Here is a 21,841-nt window from a genome sequence, read left to right as displayed (position 1 = left end):
CGCGCATCCGAGATCTACTTCCGATGCGCGCTTCGACCGTGTCGTCCGACCCGTGGCGTTGTCACCTACACGGGTAAGCGTCCCCGGCCTCGACACATCCCAGTGAACTCACTCAGTACACCTGAGTCCTTCGTCGATGCGGGTGCGCAGGGAGCGCAGCGCCTGCCTGAGCTCTGCCGGTTCGATGTCTGTGACGGCAGCGTCGAAGGTCAGGAGCAGTCCTGCCAGCCCTGCCCATGACCACGCACCGAGCGTGAGTCGGCAGCTGGAGTCGGTGTCGTGTTCGACCGTCGACCCGCCGGGGGCGAACCGGGCGACAATGGGCGCGGGTAGTGCGACGAGTGCCGACCCGCAACATGGCCATTCCGCCAGGGTGTCGCCGCGGTCGGGCGTGCTCATGACGAATGCGACCGGATCGCCGTGTGGGACGTCGCGGCGGTCGAAGGTTCTCCCCGTGGGCATGCGTGGTCGGAGGCGGTCGACGCGCATCGCGCGCCATCGGTCCGCGTCCGGTTCGAACGCGACGAGGTACCACCGTGCCGCCCACACGACGAGGTCGTGCGGTTCCAGCGTGAGCGTCGCCGGTTCGTCCTCGCCGGTGTAGTCCACGCGAACGATGTGCTGTCGGTTGATCGCGCCGCCGATGACGCGGGTGATCTCGGCATCGATGGGTGCTGCGGGGAATTCCCAGTAGTTGCGCGCTGCGGAGACGCTGAACGACTCGGTGCGGATGCGGCTGCGGGCGGGCATCGCCTGCTGCAGAGTGGCGAGGGCGCGTGCCGAGTTCTCGCGGATGCCGGAGAGGACGGTGGGGACGGTCTGGAGCGCGACGGCCGCGGCGACTGCTTGGTCCTCGTCGAAGACGACCGGCGGCAAGCGAGTGGCGCGGCCGAGCCGGTAGCCTCCGCCCACCCCGCGCACGGCCTCGATCTCGTACCCGAGATATCTGAGCGTGTCGATGTCGCGTCGCACGGTCCGAAGGGAGACTCCGAGCCTTTCGGCGAGCTCCTCGGCGGTCAGGGAGGCGCCGATACCGAGGATCGACAGCAGCCTGAGCGTCCGCGCGGAGGTCACAGCCATGATCCCGCCCCCCGGGAAAGCGGTCATTCGATGGCAACTATAGCTGTGAACCTGGCCGGCATGACCGCTCCACAGACATCGCGAGAGGGCACACACGCCCCCGACGCTCCCCCGGCATCCATCTCCGGCGCAGGCGCGAACATGGCGCTCCTGGTCGTGCTGTTCAGCTCCTTCATGGACCTCGTCGACGCGACGATCGTCACCGTCGCGGCCCCTGCGATCGCCCGTGACCTGGGAGCCGGGGACGCCCTGATCCAATGGACGATCGCCTCCTACACCCTCGCCCTGGGCGCGGGACTGATCACTGGCGGACGGCTCGGTGACCAGTTCGGCCGCAAACGCCTGTTCATGATCGGGCTGGTCGGGTTCATGGTCACCTCCGCGCTCTGCGCGCTCGCCGTCACTCCGGGAATGCTCATCGGCATGCGCGCCGCCCAAGGACTGACCGCGGGGATCATGGTCCCGCAGGTGTTCGGCGTCATCCGAGCATCGTTCGCCCCGGCAGAGCGCGCCAAGGCATTCGGCGCCTACGGGGCCGTCCAGGGGCTCGCCTCGGTCGCAGGCCCACTGCTGGGCGGACTCCTCGTCGAGGCCGACCTGTTCGGTCTGGGGTGGCGCACCATCTTCTGGATCAACGTCCCCATCTCGATCCTCGCCCTCGTCGTCGGGGCGAGGGTCCTGCCGGAGTCCCGTTCCGCCTCCACCGCGCGACTGGACCTCGTGGGTGCCCTACTGGCGGCCTCGGGCATCCTGCTCCTCCTGCTGCCGATCATCCAGACCGAGACATGGGGATGGACCGCGGCCAGCTACGCCCTCCTGGCGGCCGGAATCATCCTGCTCACGATCTTCCTCGCATACGAGCGCAGCCTCGCCGGCCGTGGGGGCGAACCCGTCTTCGACCCGGCCCTGCTCAGAATCCGCGCCTTCGCCATCGGCCTGAGCGCATCCGTGCTCTTCTTCGGCGGTATCGGCTCGTTCTTCCTCACCCTGTCGGTCTACCTTCAGCTCGGTACCGGCCGGACCGCGTGGGAGACCGGCTTGGTGATCCTGCCCTATGCCCTCGGCTCGATCCTCACCTCAGGACTCGGCGTCGCTCTCGCCGCCAAGGCGGGCAGAGCCCTGCTGATCACCGGCTCGCTCACCATCGCGGCATCTCAGCTCGTACTCCTGGCCGTCATCAGGGACGGCAGCGACCCCGGATTCTGGCTCCTCGCGCTCAGCCTGTTCATCGGCGGCCTCGGACTCGGCCTCGCCGCACCCATTCTCGTCAACGTCGTGCTCGCCGGTATCCCCGGACGCAATGCGGGCGCGGCGGGCGGCGTCCTTTCCACCGTCAACCAGATCGGCGGATCCATCGGCATCGCCGTTCTCGGAACGACCTTCTTCGCCGCCGTCACCGGATCGACGACTGATGCGCCACGACCGGCCGACTACGGTCACGCGCTCAGCATCGTCCTCGTCGTCACCGCGGTGCTCTACCTCGTGGCGGGACTCGTGATGCTCGCGCTCCCGAAGGCCGCGGCCGAGCACGCCGACCAGTGAACCCATGCGGGAGGAAGGCACACCGCCTGTCCGGTGAACTCGGCCTGGAAACCGCTCAACTCCCGCTCGCGGGCCCCGCGTCGTCCCACTCCCTCGAACCTCAGGCATTCGACCACCTACACCGGCGGCTCGGTGAGGCTGCGCAGCATCCGCTCCATGTGAGCAACAAAACCCTCGCCAACGAACAGGGTGAGCAACGCGGGCCGGCGACGCCATCACCGATCCGATCTACGGCCGGCTGAAGCCATCCACAACAAACCCCACAAGACGATGCGCTCACCGAAGTGAGCCATGCCCTGCTCAGAGAACCCTGCCCTGCTCACCTTCAACCGAGCCGCAACAGCTCGACGAAGGAGAGGCGACACCGGGCTGTGGTTGTCCGCGGGCACGGGTAAGGCCCCGCCGGCGGCGGGGCCTTACCCGTGCGTGGTTGCTGCGCGGTGAGTCTCAGTACCAGTGGTGGGTCTGCCAGAAGGCCCAGGCGGCGTTCGGGGAGCCGTAGCGGGCGTCCATGTAGTTGAGGCCCCACTTGATCTGCGTGGCCGGGTTGGTCTTCCAGTCCGGGCCGGCCGAGGCCATCTTCGAGCCGGGCAGGGCCTGGAGCAGGCCGTAGGCGCCGCTGGCGGTGTTGGTGGCGTGGGAGTTCCAGCCGGACTCGTGGGAGACGATCTGGCTGAAGGAGGCGTACTGGCCGGCGGGGACGATCTGGCGGGCGATCTCCTGCGGGCCGGCGCTGTCCGCCGACGCCGCGCCCGTCGTACCGAGGACCGCTGCCGAGGCGCCGAGCAGGACGGCCGCGGCGGTGGCGAGGGTCTTCTTGCGGGTGGTGATCCGGGTGGAGAGCGAGCGGAACACGAGATGTCCTCAAGTCTGGGGGCAGGGGATGCGCCGGGCGATTTCGGCAAGCCGGAACCACAGCCCCGGGTGAGACCGGGAAACCTGCGAGGGATTCGGCTTGGCCGGCGAGCTGTGGTGGGGTGCTGCTGCCTGGCGACATCACCCACACAACCAGGCCCGTCGAGGGGTTGCAACAGCCTGTTGAACTAGTGGCAGTCGCACCTCCGGAACAACGTCCCGAAACCCGGAGCCTGGGCGTTTACACAGGTCACGGCAGACAGAATGGCGACCAACGCCTCACCCCGCCGTCTACTATCGGGGATCGCAGAGGACCTTCGCACTTGTGATGCAGGTCATACTGAGGGCCCTTGGGAGGGCCGAAATGAGGCTGCCCCTGTGTGGGGCCCGGCCCTGGCGGACGGAGGTGCCGGCGCCAGGAGCTGGGGGCGTGTGCCGGCGCCATGCCCGGCCGACGGCGTCAGCGACCTCGTCGCCCAGACGGAGAGACGCGTAGGGACGCATCAGCGGTTCGAAGAAGTAAGGGATCCCGTCACCAGGGTGGACGGTGTACCCCCCAGCCATCGAGGTGGCTCCCGTCCGGGAACTCCCGCACCACCGCCGCTTCCGCTTCACCCCTCCCGGCGCGCCAAGAAGCTGACAGCGCAAGGGAGTTGCTGGCATCGTCAAGTCATGGCGGTGATGGACCGCGATCACATGGCTCCCGTTGGCAGAGAACTCCTCCGGGCGGCCATCACATGGCACCGCGAACAACCCGTGCGGCCCGTCGAGGAAGACACGGTGTTCCAGGAACCCAGTCCCCCGGAGTACTGCCCGCCGGACGCCGGATCGCCCTGACCGAATACGGAATGCCCTGCTACGACGACGACGTCGAGGTGTTCCTCCTCGTCGACCTCAAGACGGGCGCAGCGGTACGGGCGACGAACCACAGAGTCAGCGCGCACTGGCCGTAGAGCCTGCGCGCCTTCTCCCGCCCCGATACCGTCCCGGCCCACGCCCCCGTCCGGGTACGGTTCGCCCGACCGCCCGACACAGCCGACGACACAGAGCACAGCGGTATGTGCGGCCTCTCCCACAGACTCGTCGGCCAGCTCCGGAGAACGCCCGAGATCGTCACATACTGGCCCGACCAGACCGAACGCGCCGCCGCCGTGGCCCTCGTCGGCCGGCACCGTCCCGACCTCGTCGCGCCCGCGACCCTCCGCATCGGCATCACTTCGCCGCACAGCTTCCAGTACCCCTACGCGGACCAGGCGGCGAGAGCGAACGACCCGGGCCACATGCCCGGGGCCATACGGTTCCACGACGGAGTCTCCGGGATCCCGACCGCGTTCCGCTGAGCAACCATGCCTGCCGGGGCCTGATCTTGACGACATCAGACGCCACACGCCCTCCGGCGCTCCCCCGCTCGCTGCCAGGTGACCTTCGTGGTGAGTTGTGTTCCGTCACAGGCTCGTGGCCAGCCAGATGGTCACGGCCGCAGTGGCGGTAAGCCCTGCGTTGAGTGCGATCCGGCGGTCTTCGCCGGTCAGGTGGACGGCGATCGCACCTGCCTGCAGGAGTACGAAGCCGCCGGCCGCGGCCATTGCCAGCGGAAGCGCGATGCCTGTCAGCGGCGGCAGGATCAGGCCGGCCGCGCCGAGTATCTCGACCGCCCCCAGCGCCCTGACGGCGGGCAAGGGCATGCGGTCGACCCAGGCCATCATCGGCCGGAGCTGATCACGACTGCGGATCATTTTCAACGTGCCCGCGTAGAGATAGAAGAGCGCGAGCAGGCCCGCGACGATCCAGTAGGCGATGTTCATCGTTCCCCTTCAGGGGCGTAGGTCATAGGTCACAGGTCGTACGTCGTGGGTGAGGGGGCGTGGGTCGTCGGGGTCACGCAGACCCGTCGGCCGTTTCAGTCGAAGTCGGTGGCGGGCTCGGTCGCGTAGTGGCTCATCGCGTCGACATGGGCCTGCGGCGTGGGCGGCCGGCCGTCGGCGAGTGCCTCCTGGAGGTCCCGGAAGTACTGCACGTAACTGTCGGGGGTGAACGTGCTGAGCATGACGGCGGGCTGGTCGGTCCTGTTGGCGAAGGTGTGCGGGGTACCGGGCGGAACGATCACGAGCGTGCCCGTGGTGGCGTCGTGGTCCTCCTCTCCGACGGTGAACCGCACGGTCCCGGAGAGGATGTAGAAGCCCTCGTCGTGCCGGGCGTGGCGATGCTGCGGCGGGCCCTGGGTGTGCGGGGCGAGGACCGACTCGGCGATCGCGAGGCGGTGACCGGTGTGGCTACCGTCCTCGAGGACGCGCATGCGCGTGGTGCCAAGAACGATCATCTCGCCGTCGCCGGGACCCACCACCGATACGGCCGGGTCTGCCTGCGGCGCGTCGGAGCATTCTGATTCGGTCATGCTCACCAGTGCACCGCCGGGGCCCTGCCAGTGTCCAAGACCCATCCCGCGGTGCCGATACCCCGTGGGTATCGTTGCAGCGTGGAGCTACGGACCTTGCGCTACTTCGTGGCCGTCGCCGAGGAACTCCACTTCGGCCGGGCAGCCACCCGACTGCACATGAGCCAGCCGCCGCTGAGCCGGGCGATCAAGCAACTGGAGGCCGATGTCGGGGCCCTGCTGTTCGCCCGCTCACCCACCGGCATCACGCTCACTCCGGCAGGCGCAGTGCTGCTCGACGAGGCGCGGGCCCTGCTCGACCATGCCGACCGCGTCCGCATACGCGTGAGTGCAGCAGCCGGCGCCGCGACCATCACCGTCGGCATCCTGGGCGACGGTACCGACCCGGGAGTGTCCAGACTGGCCGCCGCCTACCGCCGAACCCACCCCGGCATCGACATCCGCATCCGCGACACCGATCTGACCGACCCGACCTGCGGGCTGCGCACCGGACTGGTCGACGTCGCCCTGACCCGGGCGCCGTTCGACGAGACCGCCCTGACGGTGCGTACGCTGCGAACCGATCCCGTCGGCGTGGTCCTGCGCGCCGACGACCCCCTCGCCCGCCGCGACCGGCTACGACTGGCCGAGCTGAGCGACCGCCGCTGGTTCCAGTTCCCGCAGGACACCGACCCCGTCTGGCAGTCGTACTGGAACGGCGGCACGCCGCGCGAGGGCCCCGTGGTCCGCGCCGTCCAGGAATGCCTGCAGGCCGTGCTCTGGAACGGCACAGTCGGTCTGGCTCCCCTCGGACATGACCTGCCCGCAGAGCTGGCCCTGGTGCCGCTGATCGACATGGCGCCAAGCCGAGTGGTGGCGGCGTGCAACGAAGGCGACACCAACCCGCTGATCCGATCCTTCATCGACATCGCGACAGCCGCCTACCATCACTGAACACCCGCAAACGGTGCCGCCACTGCTCGTCAACTTTCGAACAGAGCGGCCCCCGGAGCCCCCCGGGCAAGTGGACAACAGGCGATGTCCCCTCCAGGGTTCTGGCACAACTCCCGTGAGGCCCCAGTGCGGTTGCACCACGCGACTGCTCGATTCAGCTGGTTTGTACGGGCGTTCCCGTCGCCCGTACCTGAGTAGAGGTACGTCGGTACGTCCACCTCGTCGTGCTCGGCCTTCGGCCGATGCGCGCCCGGTCGCGCATCCACCGGCCCCTTGCAACCGTGCCTGCGCTTGGTCTGTCCTGTCGGGGTGAGCAGGCGCGTCTGGTAGCGGGCTTGGTGTTTACACCGGGTGGGACCTGCTCGGTGCCCGGGAGCTGGCGAAGAAGCCGGAGATCGGCTCCAAGACGCTGTTCGAGCTGGTGAAGGTGTCCTTCGGCGTCGTCGCCGGCGCAGGCGCCCTCGTTGCTCTGGTCGTGGCCTGCAGGCGTCAGCGCGTCGATGAGGACGGAGCCTTGCGTGACGCCACCCGCCTGCACACTGAACGCTTCACCACCGCCGTCTCCCAACTCGGCGACGACTCCGCCGCCGTCCGCCTCGGCGGCGTCCACGCCCTCGCCGGCCTGGCCGACGACGCCCCCACACTCGAATTGCGCCAGACCTGCGTCGACGTCCTGTGCGCCTACCTTCGCCTGCCCTACACAGCCGAAGCCGACCTTCCGGTCGGCGAGGCCGAGGCACGGCACGGCTATCTGTCCCTCCGACAGGTCCGGCACACCGTGATCCGGCTCATCCGCGACCACCTGCGACATCTCCCGTAGATCCCGGCCGATCGACTCGCTCGCGGAGCAGCCCCGGGCCGTCGGCGCCTTCACCGTCCTGCTCGCCGTCCTCCTGCCCAGCGCCGCGGCCACCCCGGGCATCCGCCACCTCGACCCGCCTGCTCCGACGCGCCGCCACCCCGAGCCCGGCCGGGGGTGAAGGGGTGACCGGGGCGATCAGAGGATGGTGAAGGCATCCCCGGGTGCCTCGTCCAGGACGAAGCCGTTGTCGAGACGGACCCGGACCGTCACCCGATGCGACGCTTCCCGGTAGGCGTTCCACGCGGGTTCTAGGGAGGCGATCTGCTCCTCCAGCTGTTTCCTGCTGCCCGGGGGCATCTGGTGGCCGAAGTCGTCGAAGAGCGACGTGAGCCGTTCGTACTCGCGGACCTCATGGCTCTTCACTCGCCGGTGCTCGCTCACCTGCTCGACGGTGCCCGTCATGCCCGCGCCCAGTGCGAGGAACCCTGCCGCCGAGTCCGCGTCCTGCTGGGCTCCGTCGGCTCGGGTGACGTGTCCGGTCAGTCGCAGGTCCTTCGCCAGCGTTACACGCCGGCCTTCTGTGAGCGTCATGGATTCTTCGTCTCCGGTCGTTCGGGGGGGGGAGAGCCCATTATCCGCCCCGCTCCCCCGCACGTTTCGAGCGCGCGTTCACGGACATGTGGCGTTCTGTCAGGAAGATCAACTTCAGCGAGGGGCCCGGATGAAGACGAACGGGGAGGGTGGGAGGACCGGGGTGGGCAGGGTCAGGCTCGGGCGTGGGTCGACGAGGATCGGGCGCGACCTGGTGCTGGCGATCGGGCTGGCGGGGATACTCGGGTGCGGTCTGGCTCTCTTCGTCAAGACGGCCCAGGTGGCGGGGAATCGCGGATCAGGGGTGCCGGTCGCCGTCCTCGTCGGGCTGGCCCTCCTCGGGGTGCTCGCCGTCGGGCCGGCGATGGTCAGGAGGCGAAGGACACCCGCTCAGGACCATGACACCTTCCAACCGCTCGACGTGCCGGACGACGTGGCCCCCACGCTGGAGCTGCCCGATGTCGGGACCGAGGCCCTGGATCACGCCGCGGTCGACGCAGACAGCTTCGAGCACACCGTCGCCGCACTCTGCGCGCGGGACGGCTGCACCCCGGTCGAAGTGGTCGGCGGGGCGGGCGACCTGGGCGCCTATGTGATCGCCGTGACCGTGGACGGTCGGCGTGTCGTCCTCCGGTGCAAGCACTACGCGGAGGACAACCGCGTCGGGTCACAGGACCTGCAGCGGATCGGAGGCACGTGCTTCACCATCCACGAAGCGGACGTGGCCGTCCTCGTGACCAACAGCTCCTTCACCGAGGCCGCTGTCGAGTACGCCGCCGCCTGCGGGCTCGTCTGCGGCGACGGGGACGGGCTGGTCGCCGGGACCGACCAGATCACCCCGCCCCCTTGGGAGGCGCCCTCCGCTGAGCCCACCGCTACAGTCCCGCCGGTCACACCGGAGTGAGCCGCGCCTGTGGCGGTGCACGCCCCGCGGTCTGCGAACGGCCTCGGACATCGGGGCATTGGCAAGCAGGCGTCGGGCGTAGTCCACCGGTCCGTCCACTGCGGAGTCCTCGTCCCCGTCGCCTTGGCCCCTACGGCCGGTGCCCGCCACGTCGGTCCTGGGCATCTCGGCGTCGGGCCAGCCCGGCTGCGGCGCCACAGAGGGGTCGTCCCCCGTCCTGCAGCCTGCTGGTCCTGCGGATCGCGGGGATGCGGCTTCCCCGTCCGATCGGTGTCCTCCTGAGCGCTCATGCGGTGCCCACCTCCACCAGCGGTCCTTCCTGCTGGTGACATGGTCGGGCGCCTCGGCGCGGCCCGGCTCCCCTGCTCGGCGCCGACCGGCTTGGCGGTTCGGCTTGCCGCTTTTCGTCCGGTCAAACCAGGAGTGCCCCCGAAGGGCCGTTCCGGTGAGGAGGAAGAATCGAGGCGCGCACGGCGCGGAACGGGGTAGGAGAGCGGACATGGACAGCTCCCTTTGGCTGATCGTGGCCGTGGTTCTCCTCGTCGCGGTGGCGGTGTGCGCGGCCGTTCTACTGGTCCGCGTCTTCAAGGCCCGCAGGCTGCTGCTGGACGCCGGTGTCCCGCTGCAGTCCAAGGCTCTCTTCTGGGCGGCGGTCCTCTACACGGTCTCGCCGATCGACCTGATCCCCGACCCGGTCTACCTGGACGACATCGGGATCCTCCTGGTGGCCCTGAAGGCGCTGCACGCGGCGGCGGCCCGCAGCGGGGCCGACGGCAAAGGGCAGCTCGGCTGAGTCTCTCCGATGATCGCGACCTGGTTCCGCGGGTAGGGATTCGTCATGGATGAGCACGAGGGTGAGCGGTCCGGGCCCGGGCGGTCAGGGCCTCGGCGGTACGGGAGTGAGACGTCCGGGGCTGCGGGGGCCGGGGCCGACGATCTGCTGGCGGGGCTGCGCGTGGACGACCGACGGCCCGAGCAGCCGGTCCTACAGGACTCGGCCGGGGCCCCGCTCCTGACCTGGCAGGAGATCTATCCGTACGAGCGCAAGATCCGCCGCCGGGAGTACGCGCGTGTCGGCGGCGCCGACGATCAGCCAGGTTGGGTCCCCACGTCAGAGGTGCTGATCGCTGGGACGCCGTCCGTCGAGCTCGGCGGCGGGGTCCGCGGGCCGCCGCGGGGCGGCTCGACAGGTCGCCCGGGCAAGCGCTGGGGCGGGCGCCTACCCCAGCGGGGTACCTCCGGGATCGTTGCAGTGCACGGACGGGCGGAGTCGCGGGACGATGGGATGGCAGACGCGGCGCTGGCCGTCGTCCGCTCCGGCAGACAGCACTCCGCATCGGCGGCCGAAAGGAGCCTGAGGAATGGGAGCCTCCGAACCCTTCCAGGGCGATCCCGGCGCGTCCGGTGTGGTGCCGTCAACGCCGGGTGGCTTGCTGGACGTGCTGAATGTGGCTGCTGTCCTTCTCGATTCCCAGGGCAGGATCGATCTTTGGAGCCCTCAGGCGGAGATCCTTTTCGGCTACAGCACCGAGGAGGCGCAGGGCCAGTACGCGGGTCAGCTGCTGATCGACGAGGAGCACCGCGATGCGGTGCTGGCGCTGTTCGAGCAGGTCATGCGGGACGGTGAGAGCTGGGCGGGCGTCTTCCCCGTCCGACACAAGGACGGCAGCACGCGGCTGGTGGAGTTCCGCAACATGCGGCTGCAGGACGACCAGAGCGAATACTGGGCCCTGGGGCTGGCCACGGACCAGGCGACGGTGCGGCGGGTGGAACGGAACCTGGCGCTGTCCGCCCAGCTGGTGTCGCAGTCGCCGATCGGTCTCGCCATGCTGGGTACCGACCTCCGCTACATCTCTGTGAACCCCGCGGAGGAACGGATGAACGGTGTGCCGGCCGCCGAGCATGTCGGCCGGCACGTCCACGAGGTGCTGCCGTTCCTCGACGAATCCTTCACGGGAGCCATGCGGGAGGTCCTGGCCACCGGGATCCCGCTCCTGGACCACACCATCGTCGGCCGCACAGCGGCCGACCCGGACAATGACCACGCCTGGTCGATCTCGTTCTACCGGCTCGAGGCCCCCAACGGGAAAGTGCTGGGCGTGGCGACCTCCAGTGTCGATGTCACCGATCGCCACCGCGCCGTGGAAGAACAGCGCCACACCGCACTCACCCTCCAGCGCAGCCTGCTGCCCCGCCCCCCTCCCCAGCGACCGGGGCTCACCATCGCCTTCCGCTATCGCCCCGCACAGGCCACGATCGAGATCGGAGGCGACTGGTTCGATGTCATTCCCCTGAACAGCGACAAGACGGCCCTCGTCGTCGGCGATGTCATGGGGAGCGGCGTCACAGCGGCGGCGTCCATGGGACAGCTGCGCACCGCCACGAGGACCCTGGCCGACCTGGATCTGCCCCCCGCCCAGGTCCTGCACCACCTCGACCACATCACGGACGGCCTCGGCACCATCGCTACCTGTGTCTACGCCGTCTTCGACCCCGGCGCGGCGCGATGCCACATCTCCCTGGCCGGGCATCTGCCGCCCGTACTGCTCCACCCGGACGGTACGCGCGAGCTGCTCGACCTGCCCACGGGCGCACCGCTGGGCGGCTGCGGCATTCCCTTCACCACCACCGCCATCGAGGTCGGACCGGGCGACCAGCTCATCCTGTACACCGACGGCCTCGTCGAATCCCGACACCAGGCGATCGATGTACGCCTGAACGCTCTTCTCGACGTCCTCGACGACCCGGACCGATCGCTTGACGCCACATGCGACCTTCTTCTGCGTTCTCTGCGTAGCGAAGGCGACCACGATGACGTGGCTCTCCTCATCGTCCGGGCGAATCACGAACCCACGAGCAGCGCGATCGACGAGCGCTGAAGCGCGTCGCAGAACCGTGAAACGGGGTTTCTCACCTGCCAGGATCACCTTCGGGAATGCGTGGCCCGGCCGTGCCGCCCGACTGCGACGGGGGCCGTGCTCCGGTCGGGCCCGGCAGCCCCCGGGGGCGGGGATGCCGGGCCGGAGGCGCCGTCAGGAGGCACCGTGCGGCCGTCAGGAGGCGCCGTGTGGCCGTCATGGGTGGGGCGTTCGGGCCGGGGTCGGTCGGTGCTGGCCGGATGCGAAGTAGGTGATGAGGGTGGGGTCCAGGGGTGGTACCTGGTGCGCCGTACCGCCCTCGCGTAGCGAGCGCGTTGCCATGAACCCTGCGGCCACGCTCATGCGGGCGGCGACGGGTGAGGTGTCCGTCGCTCCGCCTTCGCGGGCGAAGCGGCAGAACTCCTCGATGATCCTCTCGTCGGCGCCGCCGTGGCCGCCCGTCGCGTCGGGCACCTGGTGGACCGCGTCGGCGCCGGGGCGGTAGTCGCTCGGACCGGTGTTCCAGACGCGGACCTCGTCGCACGGCCGGTCGCCGAAGTTCTCCAAGCGGCCCTCGGTGCCGATGACCGTGTAGTTGCGCCAGTAGTCGGGGCTGAAGTGGCACTGCTGGTAGGCGGCGACCACCCCGTTGTCCAGCCGCATGTTCATCACGGACACGTCCTCGACGTCCACGATGTGGTGCAGGTTCCTGCGCTCGCCGGGCGGCCACTCGAACTCGCGCAGCCAGCCCTCCGGCCGCGGGGTGCCGGGCTCACGGCGCGGTAGGTCGCCGTAGACCATCAGGTCCCCGAGCGCGTTGACGCGCTCGGTGTACCCGCCGGCCAGCCAGTGGATCACGTCGATGTCGTGCGCGGCCTTCTGCAGCAGCAGTCCGGTGGTGCGGCGACGGTCGGCGTGCCAGTCCTTGAAGTAGTAGTCGCCGCCGTACGAGACGAAGTGGCGTACCCACACGGTCTTGGGCTCACCGATGTCGCCGCGGGCGATGATGTCGCGCATGAGCCGGACGACGCCCATGTGCCGCATGTTGTGCCCGACATAGAGCCGGCTGCCGGTCTCGTGGGCCGTGCGCAGGATCCTGTCGCACTGCTCGACGGTGATGCCCAGCGGCTTCTCCACGTACGTGGCCTTGCCCGCCTGCAGGGCGTCGCAGGCTATGGCCTCGTGGGTGTCATCGGGGGTGGCGATGATCACGGCGTCGATGGTGTCGTCGTCGAGGAGCGCGCGATGGTCGCCGTACGCCGTCGCTCCGGGGAAGCGCGTGGTGATCCGGGCCCGTACTGCGGGGTCGGTGTCGGCGACGGCGGCGACGACCGAGCCCCGACCGGGGCGGTGGGCGGAGTCGGCGAGGTTGCGGCGCAGTCCGAGGCCGATGACGCCGATGCGGAGGTCGTCGGTCACTTGGCACCGCCCTGGGCGATGGCCTTCTCGAACTCGCGGCGCGTCGCGTTGCCCGCGGCCCGCTGCCACGCGGGGAGGATCTCCTTCTTGAAGGAGGACAGCGGCTTGCGGCCGGCCACGAGGTCCGTGATGGCGCTGTAGAAGTCGCCGGACGCGGAGGCGCCCTTGTTCGAGTTCGTGTCGGAGAAGAGACCCGTGGTCGGGTTGACGCGGGCGAGCTTCATCAGCTCGACCTCTGTCTGGTGGATGCCGCTGGTGACCTGCGGTTTTCCTGGCAGGTACAGCGCCTGCGGAGCGTTGCCGAAGAAGGTGATCGCCTGCCGGGTGGTCAGTACCTCGGCGTTGCCCTTCGTGTTGAGCCTGACGTCTCCGTCCTTCGCGCGGGTGTGGTGGGTGCCTTCCAGGCCGTAGTCGAGGAAGAGGCGCTCCTCGCTGCCGAAGGGCGCGCAGAGGTAGTTCATGATCTGGAGCAGCGTCTCGATGCGGTCCTTGGGGACCTTGTTGTTGATGGCGGAGAATCCGACCGATCCGTAGCCGAAGTTGAAGCTCGGCTCGACGCCCGGTTCCGCGGCGAAGGGGACGATGACCTTGGCCGGCCAGTCGTACATCGCGCTGTCGTTGAGGAAGCCGGGGAAGGACTGGACGTGGGCGCCGAGGAAGCCGCCCTCCAGCTTCTCCAGGGTCGTGGCGAGGTTGGGGTCCGGCCAGAAGAGCTGCGCCTGCCGGCACTTGAGGGCGAATTCGAGTCCGGCGAAGAACTCGTCCGTCTCGAACGCGTGGGTGAGCTTGTCGCCGTCCAGCCGCCAGCCGTTGGGGGCGCCGTACCACAGGGCGAACTGGTTGAGGTGGTTGACGTAGGCGGGCTCCAGGACGTATTTCTTCCGCTTGGTGTCGAGGAGTTCCTTGGACTTGTCGAGGAAGTCCTGCGCACTGTCGAAGCGCGCGCCTCCGACCGGCTTCCAGAAGTCCTCGTTGACGACGTAGACCTGGCCCATGCGGCCGTACGGAACGGCGACGCCCCAGATCCTGCCGTTGAAGACGGCGGTCCGCCACGCGAAGTCGGGGATGTTCGCCAGGTTCGGGTACTTCTTGACGGCGTCGCCGCCGAGGTATGGCGTCAGGTCGTGGAACTTCGCGGCGAGGAGGGCGGGGACGTTCTTCAGGCCCTGGTTCGGCGGGAACCACATCAGGTCGTGCAGGTCGCCGCCCGCGACGGTCGCGTTGAACTTCGCACGGTAGACGTCCTCGGCTCCGAGACCGTTGACGATCGTCATGTGCAGCTCCGACCCGAGCCGCTTGTTGAGCTCCTGCCAGTAGGCGTTGCGGTTCATCGCCGGGGCCGCGGTGGTGAACGTCTCCGTCAGGACGGTGACCGGCCGTCCGTCCCCGGGGATCGCGGAGACGCTGCGGGCCGGGTCGGCGGGGTAGCGCAGGTACGCCGGGTCCAGGCCCTGGCCGTTGCCGGCCAGGTCGGGCGCGGCGACCTTCGCCGGCACGTAGGCCGGCAGCTTCAGCCTGGCCGAAGCTGCCGCCCCGCCGCCGGAGGTGGCCGTTCCACTGGTGCAGGCGGCAAGGCCGCCGCCTCCCGCGACGGTGAGGCCGGCGACACCGGCCGCGCCGAGGAATCCACGACGGTTGAGGTTTCTGGAAGACATGGCTCTCCTTGAGCGAAGATCGGCAGCCGAGGGGACGGGAGAGGGGTGGGAGGGTGGGAGGGGGCGACGGGCCAGGGGGACGGCCGTGGCCGGAGGGCGGGCGGAGGTTCAGGCCTTGATCGCGCCGGTGAGGACGCCCTTGGTGAAGTACTTCTGCAGGAACGGGTAGACCGCGACGATCGGCAGAACGGCGAGGATGAGTACCGCCATCGACAGCGAGGTGCTGGCCGGGAGCACGCTGACGCCCATCGCCTTGGCGTTGAACGTGTCGCCCTGGAGGACGTACGAGCGCAGGACGACTTGGAGCGGCAGCTTCTCGGGGTCGTTGATGTAGAGCATCGCGTTGAAGAAGCTGTTCCAGTAGGTGACCGCGTAGAACATGCCGACCACGGCGATCACCGCTTTGGACAAGGGGAGCACGATCTTCAGCAGCACCTTCAGGTCGCTTGCCCCGTCGAGGCGGGCGGCCTCGTGCAGTTCCTCCGGGATGCCCTGGAAGAAGGCCCGCACGACGATGACATTGAAGGCGTTGAGCATGATGGGGACGACCATCGCGCCGTACGTGTCGAGCAGTCCGAGGGCCTGCGCCACCAGGTAGTTGGGGATGATGCCCGGGGTGAAGAGGAAGGTTCCCACCACGATGAGGAGCAGCGGCTTGCCGGCCAGGGTCCCGGGGCGCGAGAGACCGTAGGCGAGGCAGGTCGTGCACACCAGGCTCAGTGCGGTGCCGACGACGGTGATGCCGATGCTGACCAGCGCCGCGCGCGTGACCACGCCGCCGGAGAGCACCACCCGGTACGCCTCGAGGGTCGGATCCGTGGGCAGCAGCACGTAGCCGCCGTTCGCCGCCAGTTCGGCCTTGGTGGCCAGGCTGGTGCCGATGGCGAGGAGGAACGGATAGCCGACGGCGACGATCATCGCGACGCTGACCAGCAGCTTGAGCCCCTGGCCCCACGGGGTGGGCCGTTCCATCCACACGGGGCGCTCGGCGGGGCGGCGGCCGCGTCGGCTCCTGTCGAGGATCGTCGAGATTGACAGCATGCTCATCGGTAGACCCCCTGCTCACCGAGGCGGTGGGCGAGCTTGTTCGCGAGGACGATCAGGATGAATCCGATGACGCCCTTCATCAGGCCTGCGGCGGTGGACATGCCCCAGTCGCCGTCCACGACGCCGTGGAAGTAGACGTAGGTGTCGAGCACCTCCGCCGCCTCGGCGCCGACCGCGTCACGCTGGAGGAGCATCTGCTCGAAGCCGACGGAGAGGATGTCGCCGAGGCGCAGGATCAGCAGCATGATCATCACGGGGCGGATGCCGGGCAGCGTGATGTGCCACATCCGGCGCAGTCGGCCGGCGCCGTCCATGGCGGCCGACTCGTAGAGCGAGTTGTCGATGGAGGCCATCGCCGCGAGGAAGATGATGGCGCCCCACCCTGCGTCCTTCCAGACGGCCTGGGAGGTGAGCAGCAGGATGAACGTGTCGGGGTTGTTCATGATGTTGCCGACGGGGATGCCGTTGTCGTTGAGCAGGCTGGTCACCGTGCCCGCGCCGCCGAAGACCTGCTGGAACATTCCCACGACCACGACCCAGGACAGGAAGTGCGGCAGGTAGACCACGGTCTGCATGAGCCGGCGGGTCCTGCTGCTGATCAGGGAGTTGAGGAAGAGCGCGAGGGCGATCGGCGCCGGGAAGTAGAGGAACAGCTGGACGAAGCTGATCTCCAGGGTGTTCCACACGGCGGACCAGAACTCGGGCTGTTCCAGGAGCGCGGTGAAGTTGGCCCAGCCGACGAAGGGGCTCTGCCGGTAGCCCAGGTAGGTCTGGTAGTCCTGGAAGGCGATGACGTTGCCCGCCAGCGGCAGGTAGAAGAACGCCGCGAAGTAGAGGATGCCGGGCACGCACAGAAGCAGGAGCATACGGTCGCGCTTCAGGCGGTCGCGGAGGCGCCGTCGGGCTGCGGGCCGACCGTCCGCCTCTCGGGCCTCGTCGCGTGAACGTGAATGTCGGTCGGGCGGTGGAGCGGGGTGTGGCGTGTCCGTACGGGGCGAAGCCGATGGGGTGGCCGACACGTTCACCTCCTGCGGCGAGTGGGAGCGGGGAGAACTCCGGCGGGCGGCCGGGGTGTTGTGGCGTGGGTGAGGAGAGAGACGCCCGGGGCCGACGGTGTTTGCGTCGGTCCTCGGGATCCCGACGGTGCTTGCGTCGGTCCTCGGGATCCCGGCGGGACGCGCGGGCCGACCGGGTCGCGCGTCACCACCGCCCGGCCTGCGCGGGGCCGACACCTCAGGGGCTCCGTCGGGAGGGTCCGTATCGTGCCCGGGCCGTGCCGGGTCGCGGACGCATTCGTCGTGCTCATCACAGGTGTCGCCGCCTCAGCCAATCCGGAACGGGTTGCCGCCGATCGCCTCGCCGGTGACCAGCGGGCCGCCGCCTGGAACGCGGCGTCGGCTCGACACGTTCGGGCTCGGTGCCGATGCGGCAGGAGTCAACAGGGCGGGCCGCGCCATGGTCAAGACCTATACGCAAACACTTTGGCTAAGTCACCCTCGGACCTCGCCGGGCACTCTTCCTCGACGGTCACGACTGCGCCCTGCGCGGCCTACAGAACCCCTGCGCGGCCTTCCCTCCGGGGGCTCGCAGGCTTCGCCCGGGTAGGCGATCACGAAATCCGCAGCGCAAACGGTTTCCCTGTGAACTTTCGTAAGTAGGATGCCTGCATGAACCAGCACGGCGGTGACGCTTCCCTGTTGCGACGGTTGAACTCCGCCGCCGTCCTCCGCGTCCTGCGGCACAGCATGAAGGCCGCGACCCTGACCGAGCTGGCCCAGCAGGTACAGGTCTCGAGGCCGACGGTCGAGACGATCATGGACGAGCTGCTGGAGCAGGGGTGGGCCGAGGAGTGCGGCCAGGAGCGCGGTCAACGCGGCCGTCCCGCCAAGCTCTACCGGTTCCGCGCGTCGGCCGGAAGCGTGCTCGGAGTGAGCGTGGGCGCCTACCGGCTGCAGGCCGTCGGGGTCGACCTGGGCGGGCGGGTCACCCAGTCCCGCAAGGCGGCGATCTTCCCCGACATGACCGTGGACGAGCGCCTGGACGCGATCGAGCGCTTCATCGCCGAGTGCTCGCAGGAGCTGGGCCGCCGCCCCATGGCCGTCGGGGTGGGCACCACCGGAGTGGTCGACGGCACCGGGCGCGTGGTGAAGAGCTCCGTCCTGCCGGGATGGTCGGGTCTCCCCCTGCAGGACGAACTGTCGGGCAGGATCTCGGCGCCCGTCGTCGTCGAGAACGACGTCCGGCTAGCCGTCCTGGCCGAGCAGTGGCGCGGCGCGGCCGTCGACCGCATGGACGTGCTGTACCTCTTCGCGGGCAACCGGATGTCGCTGGGCATGCTGATCGGAGGCAAGCCGTACCGCGGGGCCCACTCGGCTTCCGGCGAGATCGGGGAGCACGCCAGCGGTCTGTGGCAGGTCTTCGGTTCCGTCTTGGATTACGCCATGGCGGTCGAGCCGGGAGAGCTGCGCTCGCCGGCACAGGCCGCGGAGTTCGCCTTCGGACAGGCCGCCGCGGGCGACGCACGGGCCGCGGAGGCCGTGACCGCGCTCGCCGTCGGCCTTGCGGAGGGCCTGGTGACGGTCGTGGGCCCGTTCGACCCGGAGATGGTCATCATCGGAGGCTCGCTGGCGAGCGGTGGAGCCCCGCTGGTCGAGCCGATCCAGGAACACCTGAACCGCGCCTGCCTCTACCCGCCCAAGGTCGTGGCGTCCGGCCTGGGCAGCGACTCGGTGGCCATCGGCGCGGCGAGACTGGCGCTCGAGCACTCGGAATCCGACATTGCCTTGGCCAACAGACCGGACGTCACTACCGCATAGCGGCCGCGTCCGGCACAAGGCAGCCGTCGCAGCGCGGCCCCGCCCGAGGTATTAACTCTGACAGATTGCATAAAGTGCAGGCCCTCACCTACCGGGTCGCGTACCGGCGGACTGCCGGGTCGATAAGCCGGGCTGGTGGACGGAGCTGCCCTTACGACCGCAGCGCCTCGGCGCAGACGCAGCATTCCCAGGGCCAGGGTTGCCCCGTGGGCGGGGAGGCGGGGCCAGCTTGGTCGCGTAGTCACGACCATCATGTGCCCGGCCGCTGTCGCCTGTTGGACCGGGTGCCGGCCGCAGGCCGCGGTGGCTGTGACTTTGGCTGTGGCGGTGGCTGTGGAAACAGCCGACAGCATGGCGAGCGGTGGAGAGCAGAGCGGGGCGCCTAGAAGGCATGGCCCTTTCTGATGATCATGAGGCGATCCTGGTCGACGTCCGACCTTGGGACAAGCCATTTCGGGTGTAACTGAGCGCTCCAGCTGGCACCGTTCGCCAACTGGAGCGCTCAGTCGGGTGTCAGCGGAACCAGACGACGAGGCGTACGGTGTCCGGGCCGTGGACCTTGCTGAGGAAGGACATCACGCGCCAGACCGACCCCAGTTGGTGTGGGTCCCCGCGGCTGCGGCGCGGCTTCGAGTGCCGGAGGCGTCTGTCTCCTGCCAGTCGGTGGCCTCGACCTCAGGCCAGGTCAGCCAGGTGGTTCCGTGCACGTCGCCCGGGTCGCCGTGGGCCAAGAAGTCCCTGCGCAGCCCATCCGAGGCGTCATGCGGGAACCCGCGCCCTTCGGCCAGGGGCCGGAAACCAAAGGAATTGCGAATGCCGAAGCCGGCAGCTTGCTCGGAACGATCGCCAGAGGGAGGAGGGCGACGGGTAGGGTCGAAGGCACCGATCTGACAGCGGCTCATGCCAAGGTGACGTCCATGCCACCCTCGGCCAGGGTTTCAAGGACCGCGGTGAACAGGTCGTAGGGCTGGCCGTCCGGTGTGAGGGCGTGGGACAGGTGCTCGCGCGCGGTCGCGGCGTCTCGCCAGAGCAAGGCGGCGGGGGCGGTGTAGCCGAAGGTGCCGCGCAGACAATCGTCGAGGGCGGCGAGACAGCCGCCGAAGTAGCCGCCGGGGCCGTTGACCGCCTCGCCGAGCGCCAGATAGAGACCTGGTTCGTCGGTGATGTACCGGCCGTCGAGTTCGTAGGCGTGGCCGGCTGGCCGGTCACGGTGGGATCGTCGACAGGCCCGCTCGCGCACAAGGCCATGCCAGGCCCCGCGGCGGCGGGTGTCGAGACCGGCCCAGGTGTTCACGGCGGCCGGTGGTCTAGCGAGCCACCGCTCCCAGATCGGCCGAGCGTATTCGGGGACCGGTGTGAAACGGCCTCCGTCGAGCTCAAGGTCGATCAGGTCCGCTCCGCAGGAGGATGGGCGCCAGGCGCTGATCGTGGCCCACAGCAGCCGATCGGTGAGCAGCTCGCCTCGGCCGTCCCGTATTTCCAGCGCGGCCTCCTCCAGATCCAGCGCCCGCCGGGTGCCCTTCGTCAATGCCGCCCTGAGCTGATCACTCTGGGCAAGCCCTCGCAGGACAATCGGTGCAGGCATCTGGTCGGGCGACAGGATGCGGGTAAATTCCCGGCAGGAGCCCAGCCAGCGATGCCCGTCGTGCACGCGAACGCGACCCCTGTACCCCTCGGGCGGACCTTCGTAGTCGTCCAGGCCGGTGAGCACCAGACTGTCCATCCCGGGAGGCTGCCCCAAACTCTCCGCGTCCTCCAGCAGCCAGGCATCGAACGCCTCGTCCTCCGGCACCAGCCACACCCTGCTGCCGGCCCAAGCAGGCACGCCGGATCCCTCCGGAACCCAGCCGAACAGCTCGTACGTCCCGCGCTGGGAATCTCCGAACAGCCCCTCCACCTCGGCACAGACGCCCCAGACATGGCCATGCTCCGTCTCGGTCAGCGCGTAGGGCGCGCTCCCGCGCGCCTTCTCGTCTTCATGCACAGCGGAAATCATGCCGCGACCACGTTCGGACGACGAGGCCAGGGCCGTAAGGGCCGTTCCTGACTGGCGGCGCACGTGTCGGTGTCAGTCGGAACGACTCGATGTCATCTCTCTCGAATCTTGGGGTGTGTTGGCCTGCGGGTTCGCCTGGGTTGTGGTTCAGCAGGCATCGATGCGAATGTGCACCAGCTCGGTGCTGGGTTTGTGCTGGGTGGGCCGCTTGGCGGCGCGGTCGGAGACCAAAGCGGCGACGGCGAGGTGAGTCTCACCATAGGTCTCGTCGGCGGCCGGTGTACCACTGGAGCGGGCGCCACTGCCGGACTTCGGCGTTAGCGTGCTCGACACAGATCCGGCGGGAGGACTGGCGGCGTTTCATCTCGCGCCAGCCGCACCGCTCAGTAACGGGCCCCTCGTTCGGGGCCTTTATGCCCTTCGGTTTCTTGGGCGGGGCGCTGACTTGGTCGGGGAACTCGTTGGCCAAGCCGCGGTAGCCGTCGTCGACCTTGACCTTCACATGTCAGGATGCCGGTGGAACTGCTCGGCGATGCCCTCGGTGCGCACGGCGGGCTGGTCGTGCATCCGGCCTGGGCGCTGGGCTCCGGACCACAGGGCGCGGCCCTGACCGTCGCTGATCGTGGTGGTCTTGACGGTGTTCTGCCTGCGCTTGCCGGAGATGAAGGCCCCTCGGCCGCCACGGCCTGCGTGTGGGCGGCGCACCTGGGTCTCCATCCCGTCGATCCGCAAGGTGACGCCCTCGGCCGCGGGGTCGGCAAACACCTCCGCCAGAGTGCGCAGCCGGATTCCGGGGCGGTCGAGAACAGCGAACCCACGGTCCGCCAGCAGCGGGCGGACCTCCCCGATCGCCCGGCCGATCGTGGAGGACCCCACGTCGTAGAGCACGCCCAACGCCTCCTGGGTGAGCCCAGTCCGCAGATGGACCAGTGTCACCAGGAGCCGGTC

Annotated in this window: 18 protein-coding genes and 1 pseudogene; 8 read left to right on the top strand and 11 right to left on the bottom strand. The window is 69.2% G+C overall.

Going from position 1 to position 21,841, the window contains the following annotated elements; all coding sequences use genetic code 11:
- Nucleotides 1–108 precede the first annotated feature (108 nt).
- The gene (locus ACFWRO_RS32715) at nucleotides 109–1,080 is read right to left on the bottom strand and encodes a helix-turn-helix transcriptional regulator (RefSeq protein ID WP_384516880.1); all 972 of its coding nucleotides are present in this window, start codon (nucleotides 1,078–1,080) and stop codon (nucleotides 109–111) included.
- Between the two features lie 141 nt (nucleotides 1,081–1,221).
- Here ACFWRO_RS32715 and ACFWRO_RS32710 point away from each other — a divergent pair, with 141 nt between their 5' ends.
- Nucleotides 1,222–2,622: an MFS transporter gene (locus ACFWRO_RS32710; protein WP_384516877.1), complete on the top strand. Its 1,401-nt coding sequence runs from the start codon at nucleotides 1,222–1,224 to the stop codon at nucleotides 2,620–2,622.
- A gap of 447 nt (nucleotides 2,623–3,069) precedes the next feature.
- Here ACFWRO_RS32710 and ACFWRO_RS32705 read toward each other — a convergent pair whose 3' ends face one another.
- On the bottom strand, nucleotides 3,070–3,477 hold the full coding sequence (locus tag ACFWRO_RS32705; RefSeq protein ID WP_384516874.1) for a transglycosylase SLT domain-containing protein: 408 nt from the start codon (nucleotides 3,475–3,477) through the stop codon (nucleotides 3,070–3,072).
- 1,058 nt (nucleotides 3,478–4,535) lie between these two features.
- Here ACFWRO_RS32705 and ACFWRO_RS32700 point away from each other — a divergent pair.
- Complete coding sequence (locus ACFWRO_RS32700) at nucleotides 4,536–4,817, top strand: hypothetical protein (RefSeq protein WP_384516871.1); 282 nt, start codon at nucleotides 4,536–4,538, stop codon at nucleotides 4,815–4,817.
- Nucleotides 4,818–4,922: 105 nt separating this feature from the next.
- Here the strand turns inward: ACFWRO_RS32700 and ACFWRO_RS32695 are convergent, their stop codons facing one another.
- Together ACFWRO_RS32695 and ACFWRO_RS32690 are read right to left on the bottom strand one after the other, a co-directional pair.
- Nucleotides 4,923–5,282: a DoxX family protein gene (locus ACFWRO_RS32695; RefSeq protein ID WP_384516868.1), complete on the bottom strand. Its 360-nt coding sequence runs from the start codon at nucleotides 5,280–5,282 to the stop codon at nucleotides 4,923–4,925.
- Nucleotides 5,283–5,377: 95 nt separating this feature from the next.
- Nucleotides 5,378–5,872 carry a cupin domain-containing protein gene (locus ACFWRO_RS32690; protein ID WP_384516866.1) on the bottom strand — a complete coding sequence of 165 codons (495 nt, stop codon included), beginning with the start codon at nucleotides 5,870–5,872 and terminating at the stop codon, nucleotides 5,378–5,380.
- Between the two features lie 81 nt (nucleotides 5,873–5,953).
- Between ACFWRO_RS32690 and ACFWRO_RS32685 the strand changes: the two genes are divergently transcribed.
- Together ACFWRO_RS32685 and ACFWRO_RS32680 are read left to right on the top strand one after the other, a co-directional pair.
- Nucleotides 5,954–6,805: a LysR substrate-binding domain-containing protein gene (locus ACFWRO_RS32685; RefSeq protein ID WP_384516863.1), complete on the top strand. Its 852-nt coding sequence runs from the start codon at nucleotides 5,954–5,956 to the stop codon at nucleotides 6,803–6,805.
- 346 nt (nucleotides 6,806–7,151) lie between these two features.
- Nucleotides 7,152–7,613, top strand: a pseudogene (locus ACFWRO_RS32680) (pentapeptide repeat-containing protein); the annotation flags it as partial.
- 189 nt (nucleotides 7,614–7,802) lie between these two features.
- Here the strand turns inward: ACFWRO_RS32680 and ACFWRO_RS32675 are convergent.
- Nucleotides 7,803–8,198, bottom strand: a complete 396-nt coding sequence (locus tag ACFWRO_RS32675; protein ID WP_384516861.1) for a hypothetical protein — start codon at nucleotides 8,196–8,198, stop codon at nucleotides 7,803–7,805.
- A 130-nt stretch (nucleotides 8,199–8,328) separates the two neighbouring features.
- Between ACFWRO_RS32675 and ACFWRO_RS32670 the strand changes: the two genes are divergently transcribed.
- The 3 genes from ACFWRO_RS32670 to ACFWRO_RS32660 all read left to right on the top strand — a co-directional run bounded on the left by ACFWRO_RS32670 (nucleotide 8,329) and on the right by ACFWRO_RS32660 (nucleotide 11,981).
- On the top strand, nucleotides 8,329–9,102 hold the full coding sequence (locus ACFWRO_RS32670; RefSeq protein WP_384516858.1) for a restriction endonuclease: 774 nt from the start codon (nucleotides 8,329–8,331) through the stop codon (nucleotides 9,100–9,102).
- Between the two features lie 499 nt (nucleotides 9,103–9,601).
- Nucleotides 9,602–9,895, top strand: a complete 294-nt coding sequence (locus ACFWRO_RS32665; RefSeq protein WP_384516856.1) for a YkvA family protein — start codon at nucleotides 9,602–9,604, stop codon at nucleotides 9,893–9,895.
- A gap of 568 nt (nucleotides 9,896–10,463) precedes the next feature.
- A complete protein-coding gene (locus ACFWRO_RS32660; protein ID WP_384516853.1) occupies nucleotides 10,464–11,981 on the top strand; it encodes a SpoIIE family protein phosphatase in 1,518 nt (505 codons plus the stop codon).
- Nucleotides 11,982–12,176: 195 nt separating this feature from the next.
- On the opposite strand, the gene ACFWRO_RS32655 is transcribed toward ACFWRO_RS32660, so the two are convergent.
- The 4 genes from ACFWRO_RS32655 to ACFWRO_RS32640 form a co-directional block, all read right to left on the bottom strand.
- Nucleotides 12,177–13,379: a Gfo/Idh/MocA family protein gene (locus tag ACFWRO_RS32655; RefSeq protein ID WP_384516851.1), complete on the bottom strand. Its 1,203-nt coding sequence runs from the start codon at nucleotides 13,377–13,379 to the stop codon at nucleotides 12,177–12,179.
- Nucleotides 13,376–15,034 (bottom strand): hypothetical protein, encoded by a 1,659-nt coding sequence (locus tag ACFWRO_RS32650; protein ID WP_384516848.1) that lies wholly within the window; start codon nucleotides 15,032–15,034, stop codon nucleotides 13,376–13,378. Before ACFWRO_RS32650 ends, ACFWRO_RS32655 begins: the two co-directional genes overlap by 4 nt.
- A 108-nt stretch (nucleotides 15,035–15,142) precedes the next feature.
- Nucleotides 15,143–16,075: a carbohydrate ABC transporter permease gene (locus tag ACFWRO_RS32645; RefSeq protein ID WP_384516895.1), complete on the bottom strand. Its 933-nt coding sequence runs from the start codon at nucleotides 16,073–16,075 to the stop codon at nucleotides 15,143–15,145.
- A gap of 2 nt (nucleotides 16,076–16,077) precedes the next feature.
- Nucleotides 16,078–17,106 carry an ABC transporter permease gene (locus ACFWRO_RS32640; RefSeq protein ID WP_384516845.1) on the bottom strand — a complete coding sequence of 343 codons (1,029 nt, stop codon included), beginning with the start codon at nucleotides 17,104–17,106 and terminating at the stop codon, nucleotides 16,078–16,080.
- Nucleotides 17,107–17,748: 642 nt separating this feature from the next.
- On the opposite strand from ACFWRO_RS32640, the gene ACFWRO_RS32635 reads away from it, so the two are divergent.
- Complete coding sequence (locus ACFWRO_RS32635) at nucleotides 17,749–18,897, top strand: ROK family protein (RefSeq protein WP_384516842.1); 1,149 nt, start codon at nucleotides 17,749–17,751, stop codon at nucleotides 18,895–18,897.
- Between the two features lie 898 nt (nucleotides 18,898–19,795).
- Here the strand turns inward: ACFWRO_RS32635 and ACFWRO_RS32630 are convergent.
- Both ACFWRO_RS32630 and ACFWRO_RS32625 read right to left on the bottom strand, forming a co-directional pair.
- The gene (locus tag ACFWRO_RS32630) at nucleotides 19,796–20,893 is read right to left on the bottom strand and encodes a barstar family protein (protein WP_384516839.1); all 1,098 of its coding nucleotides are present in this window, start codon (nucleotides 20,891–20,893) and stop codon (nucleotides 19,796–19,798) included.
- Between the two features lie 498 nt (nucleotides 20,894–21,391).
- Nucleotides 21,392–21,829, bottom strand: a complete 438-nt coding sequence (locus ACFWRO_RS32625; protein WP_384516836.1) for a transposase family protein — start codon at nucleotides 21,827–21,829, stop codon at nucleotides 21,392–21,394.
- Nucleotides 21,830–21,841 lie beyond the last annotated feature (12 nt).

The sequence above is a fragment of the Streptomyces sp. NPDC058579 genome (assembly GCF_042718575.1).
GTDB lineage: Bacteria > Actinomycetota > Actinomycetes > Streptomycetales > Streptomycetaceae > Streptomyces.
This window is presented reverse-complemented; position numbering and strand designations above follow the sequence as displayed.

Coding starts and splice junctions, on each gene's coding strand:
- ACFWRO_RS32630 (WP_384516839.1), bottom strand. CDS start 20,893: ATGATTTCCGCTGTGCATGAAGACGAGAAGGCGCGCGGGAGCGCGCCC.
- ACFWRO_RS32650 (WP_384516848.1), bottom strand. CDS start 15,034: ATGTCTTCCAGAAACCTCAACCGTCGTGGATTCCTCGGCGCGGCCGGT.
- ACFWRO_RS32645 (WP_384516895.1), bottom strand. CDS start 16,075: ATGCTGTCAATCTCGACGATCCTCGACAGGAGCCGACGCGGCCGCCGC.
- ACFWRO_RS32660 (WP_384516853.1), top strand. CDS start 10,464: ATGGGAGCCTCCGAACCCTTCCAGGGCGATCCCGGCGCGTCCGGTGTG.
- ACFWRO_RS32695 (WP_384516868.1), bottom strand. CDS start 5,282: ATGAACATCGCCTACTGGATCGTCGCGGGCCTGCTCGCGCTCTTCTAT.
- ACFWRO_RS32710 (WP_384516877.1), top strand. CDS start 1,222: ATGGCGCTCCTGGTCGTGCTGTTCAGCTCCTTCATGGACCTCGTCGAC.
- ACFWRO_RS32690 (WP_384516866.1), bottom strand. CDS start 5,872: ATGACCGAATCAGAATGCTCCGACGCGCCGCAGGCAGACCCGGCCGTA.
- ACFWRO_RS32700 (WP_384516871.1), top strand. CDS start 4,536: ATGTGCGGCCTCTCCCACAGACTCGTCGGCCAGCTCCGGAGAACGCCC.
- ACFWRO_RS32635 (WP_384516842.1), top strand. CDS start 17,749: ATGAACCAGCACGGCGGTGACGCTTCCCTGTTGCGACGGTTGAACTCC.
- ACFWRO_RS32715 (WP_384516880.1), bottom strand. CDS start 1,080: ATGGCTGTGACCTCCGCGCGGACGCTCAGGCTGCTGTCGATCCTCGGT.
- ACFWRO_RS32665 (WP_384516856.1), top strand. CDS start 9,602: ATGGACAGCTCCCTTTGGCTGATCGTGGCCGTGGTTCTCCTCGTCGCG.
- ACFWRO_RS32675 (WP_384516861.1), bottom strand. CDS start 8,198: ATGACGCTCACAGAAGGCCGGCGTGTAACGCTGGCGAAGGACCTGCGA.
- ACFWRO_RS32670 (WP_384516858.1), top strand. CDS start 8,329: ATGAAGACGAACGGGGAGGGTGGGAGGACCGGGGTGGGCAGGGTCAGG.